This window comes from Algoriphagus halophilus (genome assembly GCF_900129785.1).
GTDB classification, from domain to species: domain Bacteria; phylum Bacteroidota; class Bacteroidia; order Cytophagales; family Cyclobacteriaceae; genus Algoriphagus; species Algoriphagus halophilus.
On sequence record NZ_FSRC01000002.1, the window covers coordinates 890,272 to 908,351 of the forward strand.

General features: G+C 39.5%; 12 protein-coding genes. 8 read left to right on the top strand and 4 right to left on the bottom strand.

The genetic code is table 11. The features are described 5' to 3' along the window. Positions 1–14 precede the first annotated feature (14 nt). Complete coding sequence (locus BUR11_RS15680) at positions 15–2,828, top strand: PQQ-dependent sugar dehydrogenase (protein ID WP_074225913.1); 2,814 nt, start codon at positions 15–17, stop codon at positions 2,826–2,828. A gap of 130 nt (positions 2,829–2,958) precedes the next feature. On the opposite strand, the gene BUR11_RS15685 is transcribed toward BUR11_RS15680, so the two are convergent. After that, a complete protein-coding gene (locus BUR11_RS15685; RefSeq protein WP_074225914.1) occupies positions 2,959–5,961 on the bottom strand; it encodes an AsmA-like C-terminal region-containing protein in 3,003 nt (1,000 codons plus the stop codon). 200 nt (positions 5,962–6,161) lie between these two features. Then, positions 6,162–7,505, bottom strand: coding sequence for a dGTP triphosphohydrolase (gene dgt / locus BUR11_RS15690; RefSeq protein ID WP_084561043.1), 1,344 nt, complete (start codon positions 7,503–7,505; stop codon positions 6,162–6,164). A gap of 108 nt (positions 7,506–7,613) precedes the next feature. Between dgt and BUR11_RS15695 the strand changes: the two genes are divergently transcribed. From BUR11_RS15695 to BUR11_RS15710, 4 genes are all read left to right on the top strand, one after another. Beyond that, positions 7,614–8,462 (top strand): DUF4382 domain-containing protein, encoded by an 849-nt coding sequence (locus tag BUR11_RS15695; protein WP_074225916.1) that lies wholly within the window; start codon positions 7,614–7,616, stop codon positions 8,460–8,462. Between the two features lie 182 nt (positions 8,463–8,644). Then, positions 8,645–9,361: a DUF4382 domain-containing protein gene (locus tag BUR11_RS15700; protein WP_074225917.1), complete on the top strand. Its 717-nt coding sequence runs from the start codon at positions 8,645–8,647 to the stop codon at positions 9,359–9,361. A 1-nt stretch (position 9,362) separates the two neighbouring features. Continuing rightward, positions 9,363–10,385: a bifunctional diaminohydroxyphosphoribosylaminopyrimidine deaminase/5-amino-6-(5-phosphoribosylamino)uracil reductase RibD gene (ribD, locus tag BUR11_RS15705; RefSeq protein ID WP_074225918.1), complete on the top strand. Its 1,023-nt coding sequence runs from the start codon at positions 9,363–9,365 to the stop codon at positions 10,383–10,385. Then, positions 10,378–10,860, top strand: a complete 483-nt coding sequence (locus tag BUR11_RS15710) for a GAF domain-containing protein (protein ID WP_074225919.1) — start codon at positions 10,378–10,380, stop codon at positions 10,858–10,860. Before ribD ends, BUR11_RS15710 begins: the two co-directional genes overlap by 8 nt. Positions 10,861–10,893: 33 nt before the next feature. Here the strand turns inward: BUR11_RS15710 and BUR11_RS15715 are convergent, their stop codons facing one another. Together BUR11_RS15715 and dxs are read right to left on the bottom strand one after the other, a co-directional pair. Continuing rightward, on the bottom strand, positions 10,894–11,661 hold the full coding sequence (locus BUR11_RS15715) for an alpha/beta fold hydrolase (RefSeq protein ID WP_074225920.1): 768 nt from the start codon (positions 11,659–11,661) through the stop codon (positions 10,894–10,896). 11 nt (positions 11,662–11,672) lie between these two features. Then, positions 11,673–13,586, bottom strand: coding sequence for a 1-deoxy-D-xylulose-5-phosphate synthase (gene dxs, locus BUR11_RS15720; RefSeq protein ID WP_074225921.1), 1,914 nt, complete (start codon positions 13,584–13,586; stop codon positions 11,673–11,675). Between the two features lie 178 nt (positions 13,587–13,764). On the opposite strand from dxs, the gene BUR11_RS15725 reads away from it, so the two are divergent. The 3 genes from BUR11_RS15725 to BUR11_RS15735 are packed head-to-tail and all read left to right on the top strand — an operon-like array spanning position 13,765 to position 18,045. Further along, positions 13,765–14,514 (top strand): segregation and condensation protein A, encoded by a 750-nt coding sequence (locus BUR11_RS15725; RefSeq protein ID WP_074225922.1) that lies wholly within the window; start codon positions 13,765–13,767, stop codon positions 14,512–14,514. 2 nt (positions 14,515–14,516) lie between these two features. After that, a complete protein-coding gene (locus tag BUR11_RS15730; protein ID WP_074225923.1) occupies positions 14,517–15,584 on the top strand; it encodes a lysylphosphatidylglycerol synthase transmembrane domain-containing protein in 1,068 nt (355 codons plus the stop codon). Between the two features lie 13 nt (positions 15,585–15,597). Then, complete coding sequence (locus tag BUR11_RS15735; protein WP_317045284.1) at positions 15,598–18,045, top strand: bifunctional UDP-N-acetylmuramoyl-tripeptide:D-alanyl-D-alanine ligase/alanine racemase; 2,448 nt, start codon at positions 15,598–15,600, stop codon at positions 18,043–18,045. Positions 18,046–18,080 lie beyond the last annotated feature (35 nt).

The following is an 18,080-nucleotide window of genomic DNA, read 5'->3' on the forward strand; positions in this document are numbered from 1 at the left end:
AAAACAATTGATTTATGAGCCATTTGGTAAATAAAATTTATAAAGGCCAGATATTTATGGTCTTCTTATTATGCCTGGGTTTGATTTCCTGTAAAGAAACGGAGCCAGCAGATGACCCTACTATCAAACCTGAGGAAAATCGCTTCACTAAAGTGGTTTTGACAGAGGGGATGGATGAACCCATGGAAATGACTTTTCTTCCTGGAAAGAGGGTGTTGATCGTAGAAAGAAAAGGGGGAGTCAAAATACTTGATGAGAATACCGGTGAAATGACGTTGGTAGCTACCATTCCAGTAAATACGAAATACACCAATAAAGAAGGGGCTGTACGAGAGGCAGAAGAAGGTTTGATGGGTGTTATCGCACATCCGGATTTTGAAAAAAACCATTGGATTTATCTTTATTATGCAGATCCTGTGGATACGCAGCACGTCTTGGCGCGCTATGAATTGGATGGTACAACTCTGAAAGAAGAGACCAAAAAAATTCTTTTGGTTGTTCCCACCCAACGCGAAGAATGTTGTCATACCGGTGGAGGGATGGTCTTTGATCAAGAAGGCAATTTATACCTAACCGTGGGCAATAATACTGTAAACCCAAGAACAGGTTCTTCTAATCTGGATGAAAGACCGGGTCATGAAAATTCAGATGATCAAAGAGCTCCAGGAAATACCAACGATCTAAGGGGAAAAATTTTAAGAATCCATCCAGAAGATGATGGCACGTATACTATTCCTGAAGGAAATTTATTCCCAGTAGGCACAGAGAAAACCAGACCGGAAATCTATACGATGGGACACAGGAACCCTTGGAGGCCTACCTTGGATAGTGAAACGGGTTACCTGTATTGGGGAGAAGTAGGCCCGGATGCTTCAGTGGATTCCATTTGGGGACCTAAAGGGTATGATGAATTTAACCAAGCCAAAGGTCCTGGATTTTTCGGTTGGCCTTACTTTATTGCAAATAATAGACCTTACAATAGACATGATCTGGCCACCGATACCTATGGAGCCCCTTATGATGTCAACAACCCTGTCAATGAGTCTGTAAATAATACGGGTTTAAGACAGCTACCTACTCCTGTGGTACCTGCATTTATTTATTATCCTTATGGAGTGTCTGAGGAGTTCCCAATGCTAGGTAGTTCAGGGAGAAGTGCTACAGGTGGACCGGTCTTTAGAAAGAATGACTTTTCAAAAAATGCTCCGTTTGTTTTCCCAGCTTATTATGAGGGCAAATGGTTAATAGTAGACTTCATGAGAGGTTGGATCATGGCAGTTACCATGGATGAAAATGGTGATTATCAATCTATGGAGCGTTTTCTTCCCAACGATAACTTCAGTTCTGCGATAGATATGGATTTTGGACCAGACGGAGCATTATATGTTTTGGAGTATGGTAGTGCCTGGTTTAGGGGAAATTCCAATTCTAAATTGGTCAAAATCGAATACAATGCTGGAAATAGAAAGCCTAACGTAAGTGTCTCTGCAGATGTGTTGGCTGGAGCAGTTCCATTTACCACTAATTTTTCTTCTGAAGGAACCAGTGATTACGATGATTACGATCAAGGCAAGCTTGACTATTCTTGGTCTATATCTTCGGATAACGGCACTAAAGAAGTGCTTCAAGGAGAAAATGCTTCATATACCTTTGAAACCCCAGGAGTATATAAAGTCCAACTTACGGTGACAGATACCAAGGGAGAGTCAAATGTAGCAAACTTGGAGCTGATAGCCGGAAATGATCGTCCAGCAGTTAGTATTGATTTTAATGGAAAAAATAGAACCTTCTATTTTGGGGAGAATACATTGGATTACCAAGTAAGTGTTTCAGATAAAGAAGATGGTTCTACTTCAGATGGATCTATTAAATCTGAGGAAGTGGCCATCACCTTTGATTATGTACCGTCTGGATTTGACCCAATAGAAATGGCATCCAATCAAAGTGGTGCAGAGTCTATGGCAGTTTTGAATATTGGAAGAAATTTGATTGAAGCCAGTGATTGTAAATCTTGTCATCAATACGACACTACTTCAATTGGGCCAAGCTATACTGCAGTGGCCCAAAAATATTCGAATACTCCTGCTAATGTAGATATGCTGGTAAGTAAGATTATTAATGGAGGTAGTGGCGTATGGGGAGATCATGCCATGAGTGCTCACCCTCAACTTTCTGAAGCTGATGCCAAAAGAATGGTGGAATATATATTCAGTTTGAATGAAGTGAATCCAACAGTTACTTCTCTTCCTTTGGAAGGAAAATTGAAACCAGAAATTCCAGCTGATGAAGATGGCCAAGGTGGATTTTTATTAAGAGCTTTTTATACTGACAAAGGAGCTGGCAATATTACTTCCTTGACTGGAGAGGATTATGTGGCTTTAAGAAATCCTTTCTTGGATCCACAGCTTTCGGAGTTACGAAAAGGAGTTCAATTACTGACAACACCTAGTATCAATTTCTTTATGGTAGGTGACCAATCCTACATAGGATTCAAGGATATTGATTTGACAGAAGTAAAGGAAATAGTTCTTTACCTTGGAATTAGCAGCAGAAACGGAGCCAAAGGAGCATCTGTGGAGGTAAGAGTTGACTCCCCTAACGGAACGATTATTGGTCAAACTGAAAAAGTTACGGAAGCACCTAATGGAGGTTTCAGACCTCCAGCAGGAGTATCACGTTTGGAATGGAGAAGACAAAATTCTGCCAAACCCACTGCGAAATTATCTGAGATAAGCGGGAAGCATGATATATACTTTATATTCAAAAATGCAGATGCGAAATCTGAGGAAATCTTAGCTGCGATAAATGAAATAGAATTCAAAAAATAACTTCTAAATGTTTGAATCATCTCCCTTTTTAGGGAAAATTACTTGCGACTGAAAGTTCAAGTAAAAGATACAAACCCGAAATAGCCAAGCCCCTGACCGAAAGGTCTGGGGCTTTTTGCTTCCATAAGATTTAGTTTTCTTTGATTTTGGTGGTATCTGGTTTGGTTTCTTTGGGAGCAGATAAAAATCCTTTCAGTAGTTTTTTAGCTTCGTCCACTGCTTTGTCTTTGGTGACATTTGCCTGCTTTTCAAATTCTTTTTTGACACTATCCTGAACTACTTCTGCCTTTAGCTTCATTTCTTTCTTGATGCTATCCTGAGCAGCATTGAATTGCTCAGTGGCTTTCGTTTGCAATGCTTGAGTTTCCCCACTTACTCTAGCTTTTAATGCATCTGTCAATAAACTTTCTATACTATTTCCTCCTGCCAAAGCTATTTTTGGAGAATTGTATGTGCCTGAAAGATTCAAAGCGATGGGGATTTTGGTGTTTTCATCCACCGCAGATCCCGAAATGGTAGCCAAAATGGAATTGGCTTGCACGCCAAATTTTCCGGCCGGAACCTGCATATTGACCAAGTAATTAATGGATCCATCAAACCCAGCTGATCCTTGTACATTTGCTTCATAATCCCAAAGTTTAACATCAAATGGCTTCACATCCATTACCCCATTATCAATGGTAATGGGGATGGAAATATTTCTCAATTGTAGCGTATTGACATCTTTCAGTTTGGTCAAGCTGGTGATGCCTTCTAAAATTTTACTGTCTTTTAGGGCAGTTTCCGCTATTTTTAACAAACCAGAGCCATCCAAACTTGACAAAAGAGGCATCATATCTTGGCCCAGGTTTCCTGAGAAGCTAAGGTTTGAATTGAATTTTCCGGTCAGGTTTTGTGCAATAGGTGCAAAAGCTTTGACTGTATTAAATGATTTAAAAGCCTCGGCTATACTTAATTCCACGATATTCAAATCAAAATTAAATTTTGGTACTGTAATATCTCTAGGGTCATAAGTCCCACTTAATGCAATGCTTCCACCCAATGTATTCATAGAGGCATCACTGAACTTCAACACTCCATCCTTCAAGGTCATGCTCCCCTTCATATCTCTCAGACTCATGTTGTCATAAATGACTTCATTCGCTGCAACGCTCATGCTAAAATCAATATTTGTTGGAAGCTCAATGACAGTCATTTCAGTGTTTGAAGTGTCAGGGCTATTGTCCTCTGTCATCCATTCGTTCACATTGAACCGAGTACTTTTGATCGCCAATTGACCTTTTAAAGTACCATTTTCACCTAGCAGATATTCCATGTAGTTGGACAATGATCCGGTCGCTTGAACAGGACTTTCTCCTAATTTTGAGTCAAATTCTGTTAGCTTAATACTTGCGGGACTAAACTCTGCGATTGCTTTGGATATTTCTACACCTTGAGGAACCTCTGATGAGCTGTACTTAAATCCTGATACTTCCATTCTACCTTTGGTGTCTAATTGCTGATATTTCCCTGCTTCCAAGGCAGCATAGGATCCCTGAGTTAAAATATCTGCTTGAATTCGTCCTTCTAAATTCATGTCCTCCATAGGAAAAATAGCCATGATTTTTTTCAGGTCCACTCCCCCTTTGATTGCTCCCTCCCAATTCAACTTCTCAAAATCAGTGATTTTCATTTCTCCTTGGATTTGCTCTTCTTCCAGTTCAAAACCAAACTGACTTAGGTTAACCAAGAAATCATTTATGTTGCCACTGTTGTTCTGTATCAAAGCATTCACATTGATATTTTCAATTGGGGCAGGATAATCGGTGCTTTTTGCATAGCCATTTGCCAACACTAGTTTTGCATCAATTGCTGGAATCACTCCGGCGATAGAATCATACCTACCTTTTGCAGTGGCATTGATCGCAAGGTTTCCTTTCAGCGACAATCCATCAATTGGAAAAATGGAAGTTATTTCTTCTAGGTTCAAATTCCCGTTGATTGCAGCGTCCATTGTGTAGGAAATCAAATCTTGCAAAAAGAATTTACCTGAAAGCGGATTGCTGCCGAAATCTAAATTGAAAGTAGGGATTGCAACAGAGGTATTGTCCAAATGATCGGTTTCGTTTAATACTCGAAGGTCAAGACTAACATTTTTGACTGGTGTAGGAAGGTCGGGGTATTGAAACATCCCGTCTGCGATCTTCAAGCTGATATCGAAAGAGGGGAATTTTGTATCATTATAAACTCCTTTGACAAAACCCGAGAAATCCATGGTCCCAGATGTTTCCAGACTGGAAAAGCTTTCTGAATAGATACCCGGAACCAGGGAAAGGACACTTTTAAATTCATTGTTTTTTCCAGAGAAAGCTAGATCCAACTCAATATCATCAGCAGGCATAGCCAAGTACCCTGTAAGCCCAAACAATAAATCATTTAGTTGAAAATCACCTTCTCCTAGCGTAAATTTCATATTACCCATATCAATATTGAGCAAGGTCTCTCCAGAAAAAGTCTTATTGGAAAGGTAACTGGTCCCTTCATAATTTATTTCAGCAATTAAGGCCTCCAGTTCTATTGGCAATTCATAAACTTCTGATGTAAATTCTCCATTTCCCAAAGCATTTATATCTCCTAAGGCCATAAAATAACTGAGGGAACGATCGTCATATACCAAGTTAAGATGATTGATTTCAATTTGATCTACTCCAATTCTCATATTGCTCTCCTCGGAGGGTGTACTTTCTTTTGAGGGATAAGTGATGTCGTAATTGGCAGTCCCATCCTCCAGGACTTTAATATAAAGACTTCCCCCATTTAGATGAATACCAGTTAAAGTAGGGTACTCGTCGAAAAGCACTGATTTCAGATTAAAATCTATTTGTAATTCATTTAGTCTAGCGAGTGTATCATTTTCAAAAGGAGCATTTCCTACGATTCCAAAATCTTTGACATTGGCAGAAATGTCAGGGAAGTTTCTAAAAATGCTAAGACTAATATTATCCAGGTCATAAAGCACCTTGGCATTCACAGATTGGGCAATTTCTTGGTCAATTCGGGCAGCTATTTTATCCTTGAATATGAAGGGAATGGCGATGGCCGAAGCGATCAGGAATAAAAATATAGCAGATAGTATTATTAGAGTCTTTTTCATAATCGTTGAAATTGGGCAATTGAGCTGTATAGGGTCTTTTACACAGGATGGAATTGCAATGCTAAATACGGAGAAGTAAACCGTAAAGGCTTAATTTAAAGCAAGATTTAAGCCGATCAGCAAGAAAATTTTTGTCTTGGAAATAAGAAAGGCCATGATTCAGAAAAAATCATGGCCTGGGATAGAATGTAGAGTTTAAGTTAAGATCCCGGAAAGGAAATCCCTTTGACTCTTCTATATAGATTGACAGCATATTTATCTGTCATTCCAGATATGAAATCAACCAAAGATCTCAATAATGGATATGGATTCACTTCCGCTCCCCAACCTTTCAATGGAAAGTCTTCAGGTAGCAGTCGTAAGATACTTTTGTCCTGACCTGAGAATCTTTCAGGAAGATAGAATTGGTGATATAATGCTTGGGAGAATACAGAAAGTAATCCTTCCAGAACCTGAAATCCGGCTGCTTCTTTTTCAAGTACCACTTTAGAGCGATAAATTTTATCTACAGAGACTTTGGAGATTTGTTGAAGTGCTTTGGCAGAAGGAATGATGTCAGTCAATGCTTTGTCAAAGTTTCCCTTGCACATGCTCTCCTCATACTGTGCAAAAACTTCTACAGTTTCACGGATTAACTCTCCGATTGCCAATGCCCTTAAGGCTCCCAAGTTTTGAGAATTGGTCCGATTTTTCAATTTTTTCGGATCAAATTTATCTTTTAAAATAGGAGCTAAAAGCTTGACAGTTTCTTCAAAACTAACCAGTCCTAGAGTACATCCATCTTCCAAATCAATAATGCTGTAGCATATGTCATCGGCCGCTTCTACCAAAAATGCCAAGGGATGTCGTAACCAACATTCCGGGCTGGATTTCTCCATTCCCAAAAAGTTTCCCATTTGCTCAAAATCAACCAGTTGATTGATAAAAAAGCCATATTTCTTCTGACTTCTTCTTGCGATATCCCGATGTGGAATAAAGCTAGGTCTAGGATATTTAGTAAATGCAGCTAGCGTAGCATAAGTGAGTTTCAGTCCATTGGATTTTGAAACTAACATTCTGAATCCCTGTGCATTACCCTCAAAGTTGCAAAGGTCTGCCCACTGTTCACCTCTTACATGTGATTCCCAACATTTTCCGGTATCATGAAATTTAAAAAAATCGGAAATGGCTTCTTCTCCTGCATGTCCAAAAGGTGGATTTCCAATATCATGAGTCAAGGCAGCAGCAGCTACTATCGCTCCTACTTCATATGCTGAAATCCCTGTTTTTTGCAGATTAGGGTACTTTTCCAATAAAAATTCCCCAGCAGACTTACCTAATGACCTTCCTACGCTTGATACTTCTAGGCTATGCGTTAAACGAGTGTGTACAAAAGCCTGTTCGGGTAAAGGAAAGACCTGTGTCTTATCCTGTAGGTTTCGAAAAGGAGCAGAAAAAATGATCCTATCATAATCAACTTCGAATTCACTTCTTGTTATTTGAGTTGGAATAAAACCGGGCTCATCTCCAAATCTGCCCCTGGCCAATAACTTTTCCCATTTCATCATCCCCAAAAATAACAAGCTACTTTTATATTCCGTTTAAAAATCTAAAATTGTAAATTGGCATGGACATTGGACCTTGTCCGGTCAAACTAACCCAACAATTTACAGATGAAGAATCTATTTAATTATTTGATGTTGCTTGGAGTAATGCTTTTTGCTGTTGCATGCTCCAATGATGATGAAACTCTAAATGGAGGAAACGCCAGAGTAAATTTTTACTTGGTAGATGCACCTGGAGATTTCGACGAAGTTTGGATTGAAGTGCTTGCAATCAGGGTTAAAGCAGATGATGATTCCATGGATGATGATGCTCAAGGCAATGATGATGATGATGATGGGAATGAATCTGATTGGATAGAAATTCCTTACGATGAAGCTAGCCCCTACGTGAATTTGATGGACCTAACAGGAGAAAATTCCTTATTTATTGGTTCGGAAGATTTTCCTGAAGGTGAAATCGATCAATTGCGATTGGTGCTCGGAGATGATAATTATGTTGTCAAAGATGGAGTACGTTCTGATTTGAATACTCCAAGTGCTCAGCAAAGTGGATTGAAAATTAAGGTAGATGAAGATATCCAAGGAGGAATGAGCTATAATCTAGTGATTGACTTTGACGTTGCTAAATCTATCGTAGTGGCAGGAAACTCAGGAAACATCAATTTGAAACCTGTATTAAGAGCATACATGGAAGAAGCAGCTTCTGGCGTAATGGGTCAAGTGTTCCCAGCAGAAGCTCAACCTGTGGCAGTGAATGCCCAAAAAGGTGATGATGAGTACAATACATTTGTCGATGACAACGGTAACTTCAAAATGCTTGGAATGGATGATGGAGTCTATACTATTACGTTTACTCCAAATGAAGGATACCAAGTATTGGTGGTAGAGAATGTAGTAGTAGAGGAAGGCGTGGTATTGACGCTTGATCCGATAACACTTTTACCAATAGAAGAATAAATATTGAAAGCCGGTTTCGACCGGCTTTTTTTTATGATTTTTTGATCTGTCTTTCAAAGCCTATATTTTGACTACTTTTAGGCTAAATTTGTAAAGTGAAAAGCAGCGTTTTTAATTTCTTAATTGTCCTGATAATTCTATGCTTTTGGGGGTGTAGCGAATTTGATTCGAACCCAAAAGGTTTGCTGAACCTTATTCTGATAGACGCACCGGCCCAATGGGATTCTGTTTTTGTGGAGGTCCAAGGGGTAGATGTAGAGTTGATCAAATCCGGAAGAGAAGATGGAATGATTGAAACCTTTTTTCTTCCTTACGCTCCTGGAGATAAAAAAATTGAAGTGAGTTCCTTGGTTGGTGGCGAAGCCCTTTTATTAGGTAGGGATGAATTACCTAATGGAAAGGTATTGGGTTTGACCATGAGATTGGGAGATGAATATTTTCTCTATTTAGATGAAAAAAGGTATTCTATGAGTTTGGCAGAATCTGCCTCCAATGAAGTTCCCATTGAAATAGAATTGGATATTGAGCAAGGGTTTTCCTATGATATCGTATTGGATTTTGATCTTGAAAAATCTATAAAAGTCATAGGTGAAGCACCATTGTCTTTGGAATTGAACCCTATCATAAAAGCGTATAAAGGCGCAGGAACAGGAGAAATTACTGGAGTTGTTAGCCCAACTGCTTTGCAGCCGGCCGTTTATGCAATTCTAGATGGGGATTCAATAAGTACACATACCAACAGTTCTGGAACCTATAATTTTAGACTTCCTGAGGGAACCTATTCACTTTACTTTGATCCCAAAAATGAGTCTTTTGCAGATACTGTAATTCACAATGTGGAAGTAGTGGCTAGAGAAACAAATTCCTTGGATTTGGTAACCCTAAAACTGAAGCCTTAGTATGAGCGATGAACTCTACATGCAAAGAGCTTTGGAGCTTGCTGAATTAGGGAGAGGGAATGTAAGTCCAAACCCTATGGTGGGATGTGTGATTGTGAAAGAGGATTTTATTATTGGGGAAGGATACCATCGGAAATATGGGGAGGCCCATGCGGAGGTTAATGCGGTAAATGATGTCAAGGATTCCAAACTAATAGAGGGCGCAACTGCCTATGTGACTTTGGAGCCCTGCTCCCATTATGGAAAAACTCCTCCTTGCGCCAATTTATTAGTGGAAATGAAGGTGGGAAGAGTTGTCATTGCTGCCGTAGATTCCAATCCTTTGGTTGGGGGAAAAGGAATAACTATTCTAAAGGAAGCGGGAATTGAGGTGGTGACGGGAATTTTAGAAAAAGAAGCTCGATGGCAAAACCGCAGATTTTTTACCCAAATAGAAAAGAAACGACCTTATGTAATCCTAAAGTGGGCCCAAACCGCTGACGGCTTCGTTGCCAAGAAAGATTTTTCCTCAAAATGGATAAGTAATTTTTCAAGCCGTCAATTGGTTCATAAGTGGAGAGCTGAGGAGGATGCAATTATGGTTGGGAAAAACACGGCCAAGTACGACAACCCAGCCCTTAATGTAAGGGATTGGGTAGGTAAAAATCCATTGAGAATCGTAATAGATAGTAGGATGGAGTTACCAAAGGACCTAAAGCTATTTGATCAAGCGGTCCCTACAATTTGTTATAACACACAAAAATCAGAGGTTCATGGTAATCTAGAGTTGGTGAAACTAAAATCGGGATTTTCTGTTCAGGATATACTTCAAGATTTGCATCAAAAGAAAATTCAAAGTCTGATTGTCGAAGGCGGAAGTTTCCTATTAAATAAATTTCTGGAATCTGAACTTTGGGACGAAGCTCGTGTGTTTACCAGCCAAAATAAATTTGAGGAAGGAATTGTTGCTCCAATCATTCAAAAGCCTGCCTCCGAATTAATTTCAGTTTTAGAAGATCGTCTAGCAATTTATTATCATGTCTGAAAATCTATATATTCCAGAAGCTGCGACCAAGGAAGAGAAATACGAAGCAGTAATTCCGCAAATTGAAGCATTGATAAGCGGTGAACCAGACTTATATGCCAATTTGGCCAATATTTCTGCTGCTTTGAAAGAGGCTTTCGGCTTTTTTTGGGTTGGCTTTTATTTGGTGAAGGAAACTCAATTGGTATTGGGTCCATTCCAGGGACCAATTGCTTGTACTCGGATTTCCATAGGAAAAGGGGTTTGTGGTACAGCTTGGCAAGAAGCCAAAACACAACTTGTTCCGGATGTAGATGCTTTTCCAGGCCATATTGCATGTAGCTCTGCCTCAAGATCAGAAATTGTAGTTCCCGTATTTAAAGATAAACAGGTTGCAATGATCTTGGATGTTGATTCTGATCAACTGGATGATTTTGATCAAACCGACCAAGAGTACCTAGAAAAGTTAATGGAATCTTTAGGAAAGACTTTATAATCCATTTGATAGGGTCTTTTGATCAAGGATTAATTAGGTTAGGCTTTTGGCAAAAGAACGGATGATCTCAATCGTTTCTTCCTTTCTTTCAATCATTCCTACATGCCCAGTGGCTGGAAGTTCAACATAGTTGGTGACAGCTTTTTGATGTTTTCTACTCGCTTCTATAGGTACTGCTGTATCCAATTCACCAGCAATCATCAATTTAGGACCCTTGAAATTTGCCAAAACTTCAAAGCGATCTTTTCGATCTCTCATTGCTTTGGTAAGCGCGATTAATCCCTCTAGCGAACAATTTTTTCCTTGTTCGATGGCTTGTTTGATGTCTGAATTTAATTCCTCTCTTCTAGTTTCCGGAAAAAGAGGTGGAACAAAGGAGGTAACAAAGGTTTCTACTCCATATTTCTGAAGGAAAATCACGGTGCGGTCTCGCATTTCTTTTTTTTCCTGACTGTCTGAAAATGCAGTAGAATTAAAAAGGCCTATGGCTTTTAACTTTTGCCCCATTAAATCTGTGAGCGCCAAAGTAACGTAGCCTCCCAATGAATGTCCTATTACTATAGGGTTTAAAATGCCTTCTTCCTCCATCCAATTTTCCAATAAAACGGCGATCTCTTCCATTGTCAGAATAGATTGCTCAAGGTTGGAATTTCCTATCCCAGGAAGGTTTGGACAAATGATTCTAAAATCCTCGGATAAGGAATTGGCAAAATCATTCCACATTTCTGCTATTTCACAAAAACCATGGATCAGGACGATAGGCTGACCCTGTCCTTTTTCAAAAAATTCAATACCAGACATGTTTGTGATTTTTAGAGAGATTTGACCACTTCTGTCATACTTCTCACAGCATCTGCAATTCCATCAGGATCAAAACCACACTCTTTCTGCAATTCAATTTGCTCACCATGTTCGATGACCTCATCTGGAATCCCCAAACGTTTTATTTGTGAATGATAGCCATGGTCCATCATCCATTCAAGCACTGCCGATCCGAAACCACCCATGAGACAACCATCTTCTACGGTGATGACCTTCTTGAATTTGCCAAACACCTCATGGAGTAATTCTCCATCTAAAGGTTTCACAAATCGCATGTCATAGTGCGCAGGATTTAGACCTTCTTTTTGTAGAGTTTCACAGGCTTCAACAGCGTAGTTTCCAATGTGGCCCAAAGTTAAAATGGCTACTTCCTCTCCTTCTTTAATGATTCGTCCCTGACCTGCAGGAATTTGCCTTAATGGAGTTTTCCATTCCGGCATTACTCCTTTACCTCTAGGGTATCGGATGGAATATGGACCGTTATGCAAAGAACCCGAATACATCATATTTCGGAGCTCTTCCTCATTCATTGGTGCAGAGACCACAAGATTTGGAATGCATCTGAAATAGGCAATGTCATAGGCACCGTGGTGAGTAGGGCCATCGGCTCCAGCAAAACCAGCTCGATCCAGACAGAGAACTACTGGAAGATTTTGAAGACATACATCATGAACCACTTGATCATAAGCACGCTGCATGAACGTGGAATAGATATTACAAAATGGTACTAACCCTTGTGTCGCAAGACCAGCCGAAAATGTAACGGCATGCTGCTCCGCAATACCCACATCAAATGCTCGGTCAGGCATGGCTTTCATCATGATATTCATGGATGATCCCGATGGCATGGCTGGTGTTACACCCATGATTCTATCATCCATTTCTGCTAATTCCACTAAGGTGTTTCCAAAAACATCTTGATACTTTGGAGCTTGGGGAACTGAAGGAGTTTTCTTGAAAATTTCTCCTGTTACTTTATCGAAAGTACCTGGCGCATGCCAAGTCGTTTTGTTTCCATTTTCGGCAGGCGCATACCCTTTTCCTTTGACTGTGACACAGTGCAAAATTTTAGGACCAGGAATATCTTTCAAATCCTTGAGTATTTCCGCCAAATGATTTACATCATGCCCATCTACTGGACCAAAGTATCTCAAATTCAAGGATTCAAATAAGTTACTTTGGTGAAGTACTGCAGATTTGATGGCTCCTTCTACTTTTGAGATTACTTCTTGAGCACTTGAACCGAATTTGCTGAATTTTCCCAAGAGCTTCCATACTTCATCTTTTACTTTATTGTAAGTATGAGAAGTAGTAATATCTGTGAGGTAGTCCTTGAGTGCTCCGACATTAGGATCAATGGACATGCAGTTATCATTCAAAATGATCAGGACATTGGAATCACTGACTCCTGCATGGTTCATAGCTTCAAATGCCATTCCTCCAGTCATAGATCCATCGCCAATGACAGCGACATGTTGCTTGTGAACTCCTTTGTATTTGGAGCCTACAGCCATTCCCAAAGCAGCAGAAATGGAAGTGCTGGAATGTCCTACACCAAATGTGTCGTATTCGCTCTCTTTTCTTTTAGGGAATCCGGAGATACCTCCGTACACGCGATTGGTATGAAATTGATCTCTACGGCCAGTTAGGATTTTATGCCCATAGGCTTGATGGCCTACATCCCAAACCAATTGATCTTCAGGAGTATTTAAAACGTAATGAAGAGCCACGGTCAGCTCTACTACACCTAAACTTGCACCAAAATGTCCCCCGTACACGGAAACGTTGTCTACTATAAATTGACGCAATTCATCGCATATCTGAACGAGTTTTTCCTTAGGAAACTTCTTCAGGTCAGCAGGGCTGTTGATTTGCGCTAATAATTCTCCTGGTTGAATCAACATGATCTAATTTCTGGTGTCAAAAAGAAATAACTCTCCTTTTAAGTATTTGTTCTAAAATCAGTTAGGATTTCTTTTTGCCTACCTTTTTTCATTCTTTGGCCTAAGTCCAATTAATTTACGCTTAATTGAATATCTTTGGCTACAAGGTTGCAAAATTAACCAATAATTTAAATATCCCTTGAGTTTCGAAATCAAATTACCGCTTTTCGAGGGCCCGTTCGATTTGATGTTATTCTTCATTGAGCGGGACGAGTTGGATATATATGATATTCCTATCTCCAAGATAACCAATGATTTCTTAGACTACCTACATCATCTGGAAAAAATGGAGATAGAAGTAGCAAGTGATTTTATTCTCTTTGCAGCAACTTTAATGCGAATTAAATCCAAACTTTTGCTTCCAAGACCTGAATTAAATGAGCAAGGTGAAGAAATAGACCCTCGCGAAGAATTGATCAGAAACCTTTTGGAGTATAAAAAGTACAAATCTGTAATACAGGATTTAGCTAGTTTAGAAGAGACTAGATTAACCAAGGAAAAGAGAGGAAATTTGCTTTTTGAGCTGCAGGAATTAAGTAAGGTAGAGGACGTTGATGCTGAAATGCAGCACGTGGATTTATACAAACTGCTCAAAGTGTTTCAGCGGAGTATGGCCAAATTGGCAGCAAGAAGGGATGAAACAAAACATACGGTCATCCAGTACCCTTATACCATAGAGCAGCAAAAAGACTTCGTATTGGAAAGAATTAGTTTTAAAAAACAAGTACCATTTTCAGAATTTATCACCTATAAACCAGACAAAATTTTTGTGATTTATACCTTTCTGGCTATTCTAGAATTACTTCAGCTTTCGAAAGTCACCATTATCATTGGTGAAGGCTTTAATAATTTTTGGGTGGAAAAGACTGAGCCAATCGCTGCGGGCTAAGTATGAAATTGGACAACAAAAAAATCTTTCAAACATTAAACCCAAATAAGGTTTGGGTGCCTATTATCATAGGTTTGGGGATCGTTTTTGCGATGTTTTATTTTGATCCCTCTATCAATGCCGAAACCTTAAGTGTCGTTTTTGATGCATCCTTGACTTGGATTTTCTTGGCTGTCGTAGTCATTCTTTTTAGGGATGCTGGATACATCTATCGGATTCGGGAAATCACCAATAGAGAACTTACCTGGACAAGGTCTATTTATGTGATCATTTTATGGGAATTTGCTTCTGCAGTAACCCCTTCTGTCGTTGGAGGTACCGCAGTGGCCATCTTCATATTGAACAAAGAAGGAATCAAGTTAGGAAGAGCGATTGCCTATGTCATGGTGACAGCGATTTTGGATAACTTATTTTTTGTCATAGGAGCTCCAGTAATCTTGTTTTTTGCAAAGGGAAATATATTTCCAGAAAGCAAGGTTCTGGAAACCCAGATGCAAAGTAGTATGGAGGCAATTTTCTGGATTAGTTATGCCCTCTATGCTACCTATAGCTTAATCATGGCAGCGGCATTATTTTATAGACCTAGAGTTTTCAAATGGGTGTTGATCAAACTTTTTTCTATCAAATGGCTCCGGAAATGGAAGCATGATGCAAGTGAATATGGGAATCAAATCATTGAAGCATCTAAAGAATTGGCGGGAAAAAACTTCAAATATTGGCTCCCTATTGTAGCAGCTACGATCTTTATTTGGACTTCCAGGTATTTAATGTTGAATGCGCTAATCTCTGCCTTTGTGCCTTTGAGTCTCAATGATCATATCATCGTATTTGCAAGACAGGTCATCATGTGGATTGTAATGATGATTTCCCCTACTCCTGGTAGCAGTGGTACAGCTGAGTTTTTCTTTGCGCAATTCTTCACGCAATTCTTGACTATCTACACCTTTGTGACGAGTATCGTGTGGAGGCTACTTTCTTATTACCCTTACTTGATTCTTGGGGCACTATTCTTGCCTAGATGGATTAAACAGGTGTTTTTTAAAAAAAAGGAGAATGAAACGCTAGAGTAATATGCTGCAGGAAATGACCATCAAGCAAGTTGCTGAAATTACTAAAGGAGAACTTTTAGGAAATTTGGAAAGCAATTTGATTTCTCAATTAGCGATTGATTCCCGTCAGATTATACATCCCAGTCGTAGCTTGTTTGTTGCCTTGAAAGGCGCAAAAGCGGATGGAACAGTATTTATCCCCCAACTTTTTGAGTTGGGCGTTCGATGTTTTCTGGTTCCAAAAAATTATAAGCCCAAGGAAGACACAGCCTCTTATGTAGCAGTAGAAGATACCAGAGCAGCTTTACAGGCGCTTGCTGAATTTCAACGAAACCAGTTCCAAAAGCCAATAGTTTCCATCACGGGAAGCAATGGCAAAACCATTGTCAAAGAATGGTTAGGTCAGGTCCTAAGCCAAAAATTTCATGTAGCCAAAAGCCCTAAAAGTTATAATTCTCAGGTTGGAGTTCCCCTTTCCATTTTTGGAATCGAAAAGGATCACCAAGTGGCAATTCTTGAAGCAGGAATTTCAAAATCCGGAGAAATGGCAGCTTTGGAAAAAATGATTCAACCGAGTTTAGGGATCTTTACCAATATTGGGACTGCTCACCAAGAAGGGTTTGAAAATCAAGAGCAAAAAATTTCGGAGAAACTTAGCCTTTTTGAGCATTCAAAACTGTTGATTTACTGTAAAGACCATTCCTTCTTGGCTTTCCAGATTGCCAATACATTCCCAGAAGATAAATTGATAGCTTGGTCAGATGAGCCCGGTTCAGATTTTACCAGATCTGTTAAAATCAGTGATCATCAAACTAAAATATTCCTATTAAAATCTGATTTAAGCACCTATACTTTTCACGTTCCTTTTAGAGATCCAGCCTCTATTGAGAATATTACCCATGTTTTAGTAGCGGCCTTAACATTGGGTCAATCTTCAGAATCTATCCAAGAAGGATTGCATCATTTGAAATCGATCGATATGCGCTTGACTTTGAAGCCAGGAGTGCATGAATCTATAATAATTGATGATACCTATAATAACGATTTGGCCGGCTTGAAAGTAGCGCTGGATTTTATGCAGCAGCAGCGTCCCAAAAACAGAAAGGTCTTAATCCTTTCTGATTTATTGCAACAGGGAGAACCAGACCGGGTTTATTCCATGGTCTCAGATTTGATCGTGAATTATCCCTTAGATAAAATTATCGGGGTGGGTGAAGACATTGCACGAATCGGGAATCATTTTCAGGGAAAGTTTGAGATGTATCCAAGAACAGAAGATTTGCTTGATGCCCTAGACCCTGAACAATTCACCAATGATTTGATTCTGGTCACAGGAGCACGCCCCTTTGGTTTTGAAAGAGTTGTCAATAGACTCCAGCAGCGAATTCATGGGACAACTTTAGAGATCAACCTCAATGCTCTTACACATAATTTTAATTTCTATAAAAGGCTGGTTAAACCTGAAACCAAAATGATGGTCATGGTAAAAGCTTTTGCCTATGGGGGTGGAGCAGTAGAAATTGCCAATCATTTACAAACCATGGGCGCAGATTATTTGGCTGTGGCTTTTACCGATGAAGGGGTTGCGTTAAGAAAGCATGGAATTTCTTTACCGATTATGGTTCTGAACCCCCTAGAGGAGTCCATTGATTTGTGTCATGAGTATGCTTTGGAACCAGTGGTTTTTAGTCCTGAATTTTTCAAAAAGGTCAACCAATATTGTGAGGTTAATGAACGATCCTTATCAATCCACCTGGATTTGGATACCGGAATGCACCGACTGGGTTTTGAGGAGAAACATCTGGAAGAATTAAAAGAGCTGATTTCGAAATCAAAACATCTAACAATAGCATCTGTGTATACCCATTTGGTGGGTGCTGACGAAGAGCTCCATCGTGATTTTTCATTAGAACAAATCCATAGTTTCCAGCGAATGAAATCAGAATTGGAGCAAATTTTACCTCCTAATACCCTATTTCACGCTCTTAACTCTGCGGGTATAGCAGCATTTCCAGAATATCAATTTGATATGGTCAGACTTGGAATAGGCTTGTATGGAGTAGAGGTAACCGGTAAATATGGAAATTCGCTTCGGTCCATTAGTACCTTAAAAACTACTATTTCTCAGGTGAAAACCTTGAATCCAGGAGAAACAGTTGGTTATTCTAGGAAAGGAGCTTTACCTCAGGGAGGGAAAATAGCTACCCTCGGAATAGGTTATGCAGATGGCTATGACAGAAGATTTTCAAATGGAAAAGGATATGTCTTGATTCAGGGGAAAAAAGCTCCGGTAGTAGGAAACGTTTGTATGGATATGTGCATGGTAGATGTGAGCGATTTGGATGTCAAACCAGGAGATGAAGCAATTATCTACGGAGAGCAGATTTCTTTGAAAGAACTCGCAAGCCAAATAGGAACCATTCCTTATGAGTTATTAACCAACATCAGCACCAGAGTAAAACGTGTATACTATTTAGATTGAATGGTGAAGGCTGATATTTTTTCCTAAATTCATTT

Excerpts from the sequence above, each read along its gene's own strand:
- BUR11_RS15680 (WP_074225913.1), top strand. The coding sequence starts at position 15 with ATGAGCCATTTGGTAAATAAAATTTATAAAGGCCAGATATTTATGGTC.
- BUR11_RS15685 (WP_074225914.1), bottom strand. The coding sequence starts at position 5,961 with ATGAAAAAGACTCTAATAATACTATCTGCTATATTTTTATTCCTGATC.
- dgt (WP_084561043.1), bottom strand. The coding sequence starts at position 7,505 with ATGAAATGGGAAAAGTTATTGGCCAGGGGCAGATTTGGAGATGAGCCC.
- BUR11_RS15695 (WP_074225916.1), top strand. The coding sequence starts at position 7,614 with ATGAAGAATCTATTTAATTATTTGATGTTGCTTGGAGTAATGCTTTTT.
- ribD (WP_074225918.1), top strand. The coding sequence starts at position 9,363 with ATGAGCGATGAACTCTACATGCAAAGAGCTTTGGAGCTTGCTGAATTA.
- BUR11_RS15710 (WP_074225919.1), top strand. The coding sequence starts at position 10,378 with ATGTCTGAAAATCTATATATTCCAGAAGCTGCGACCAAGGAAGAGAAA.
- BUR11_RS15715 (WP_074225920.1), bottom strand. The coding sequence starts at position 11,661 with ATGTCTGGTATTGAATTTTTTGAAAAAGGACAGGGTCAGCCTATCGTC.
- dxs (WP_074225921.1), bottom strand. The coding sequence starts at position 13,586 with ATGTTGATTCAACCAGGAGAATTATTAGCGCAAATCAACAGCCCTGCT.
- BUR11_RS15730 (WP_074225923.1), top strand. The coding sequence starts at position 14,517 with ATGAAATTGGACAACAAAAAAATCTTTCAAACATTAAACCCAAATAAG.
- BUR11_RS15735 (WP_317045284.1), top strand. The coding sequence starts at position 15,598 with ATGACCATCAAGCAAGTTGCTGAAATTACTAAAGGAGAACTTTTAGGA.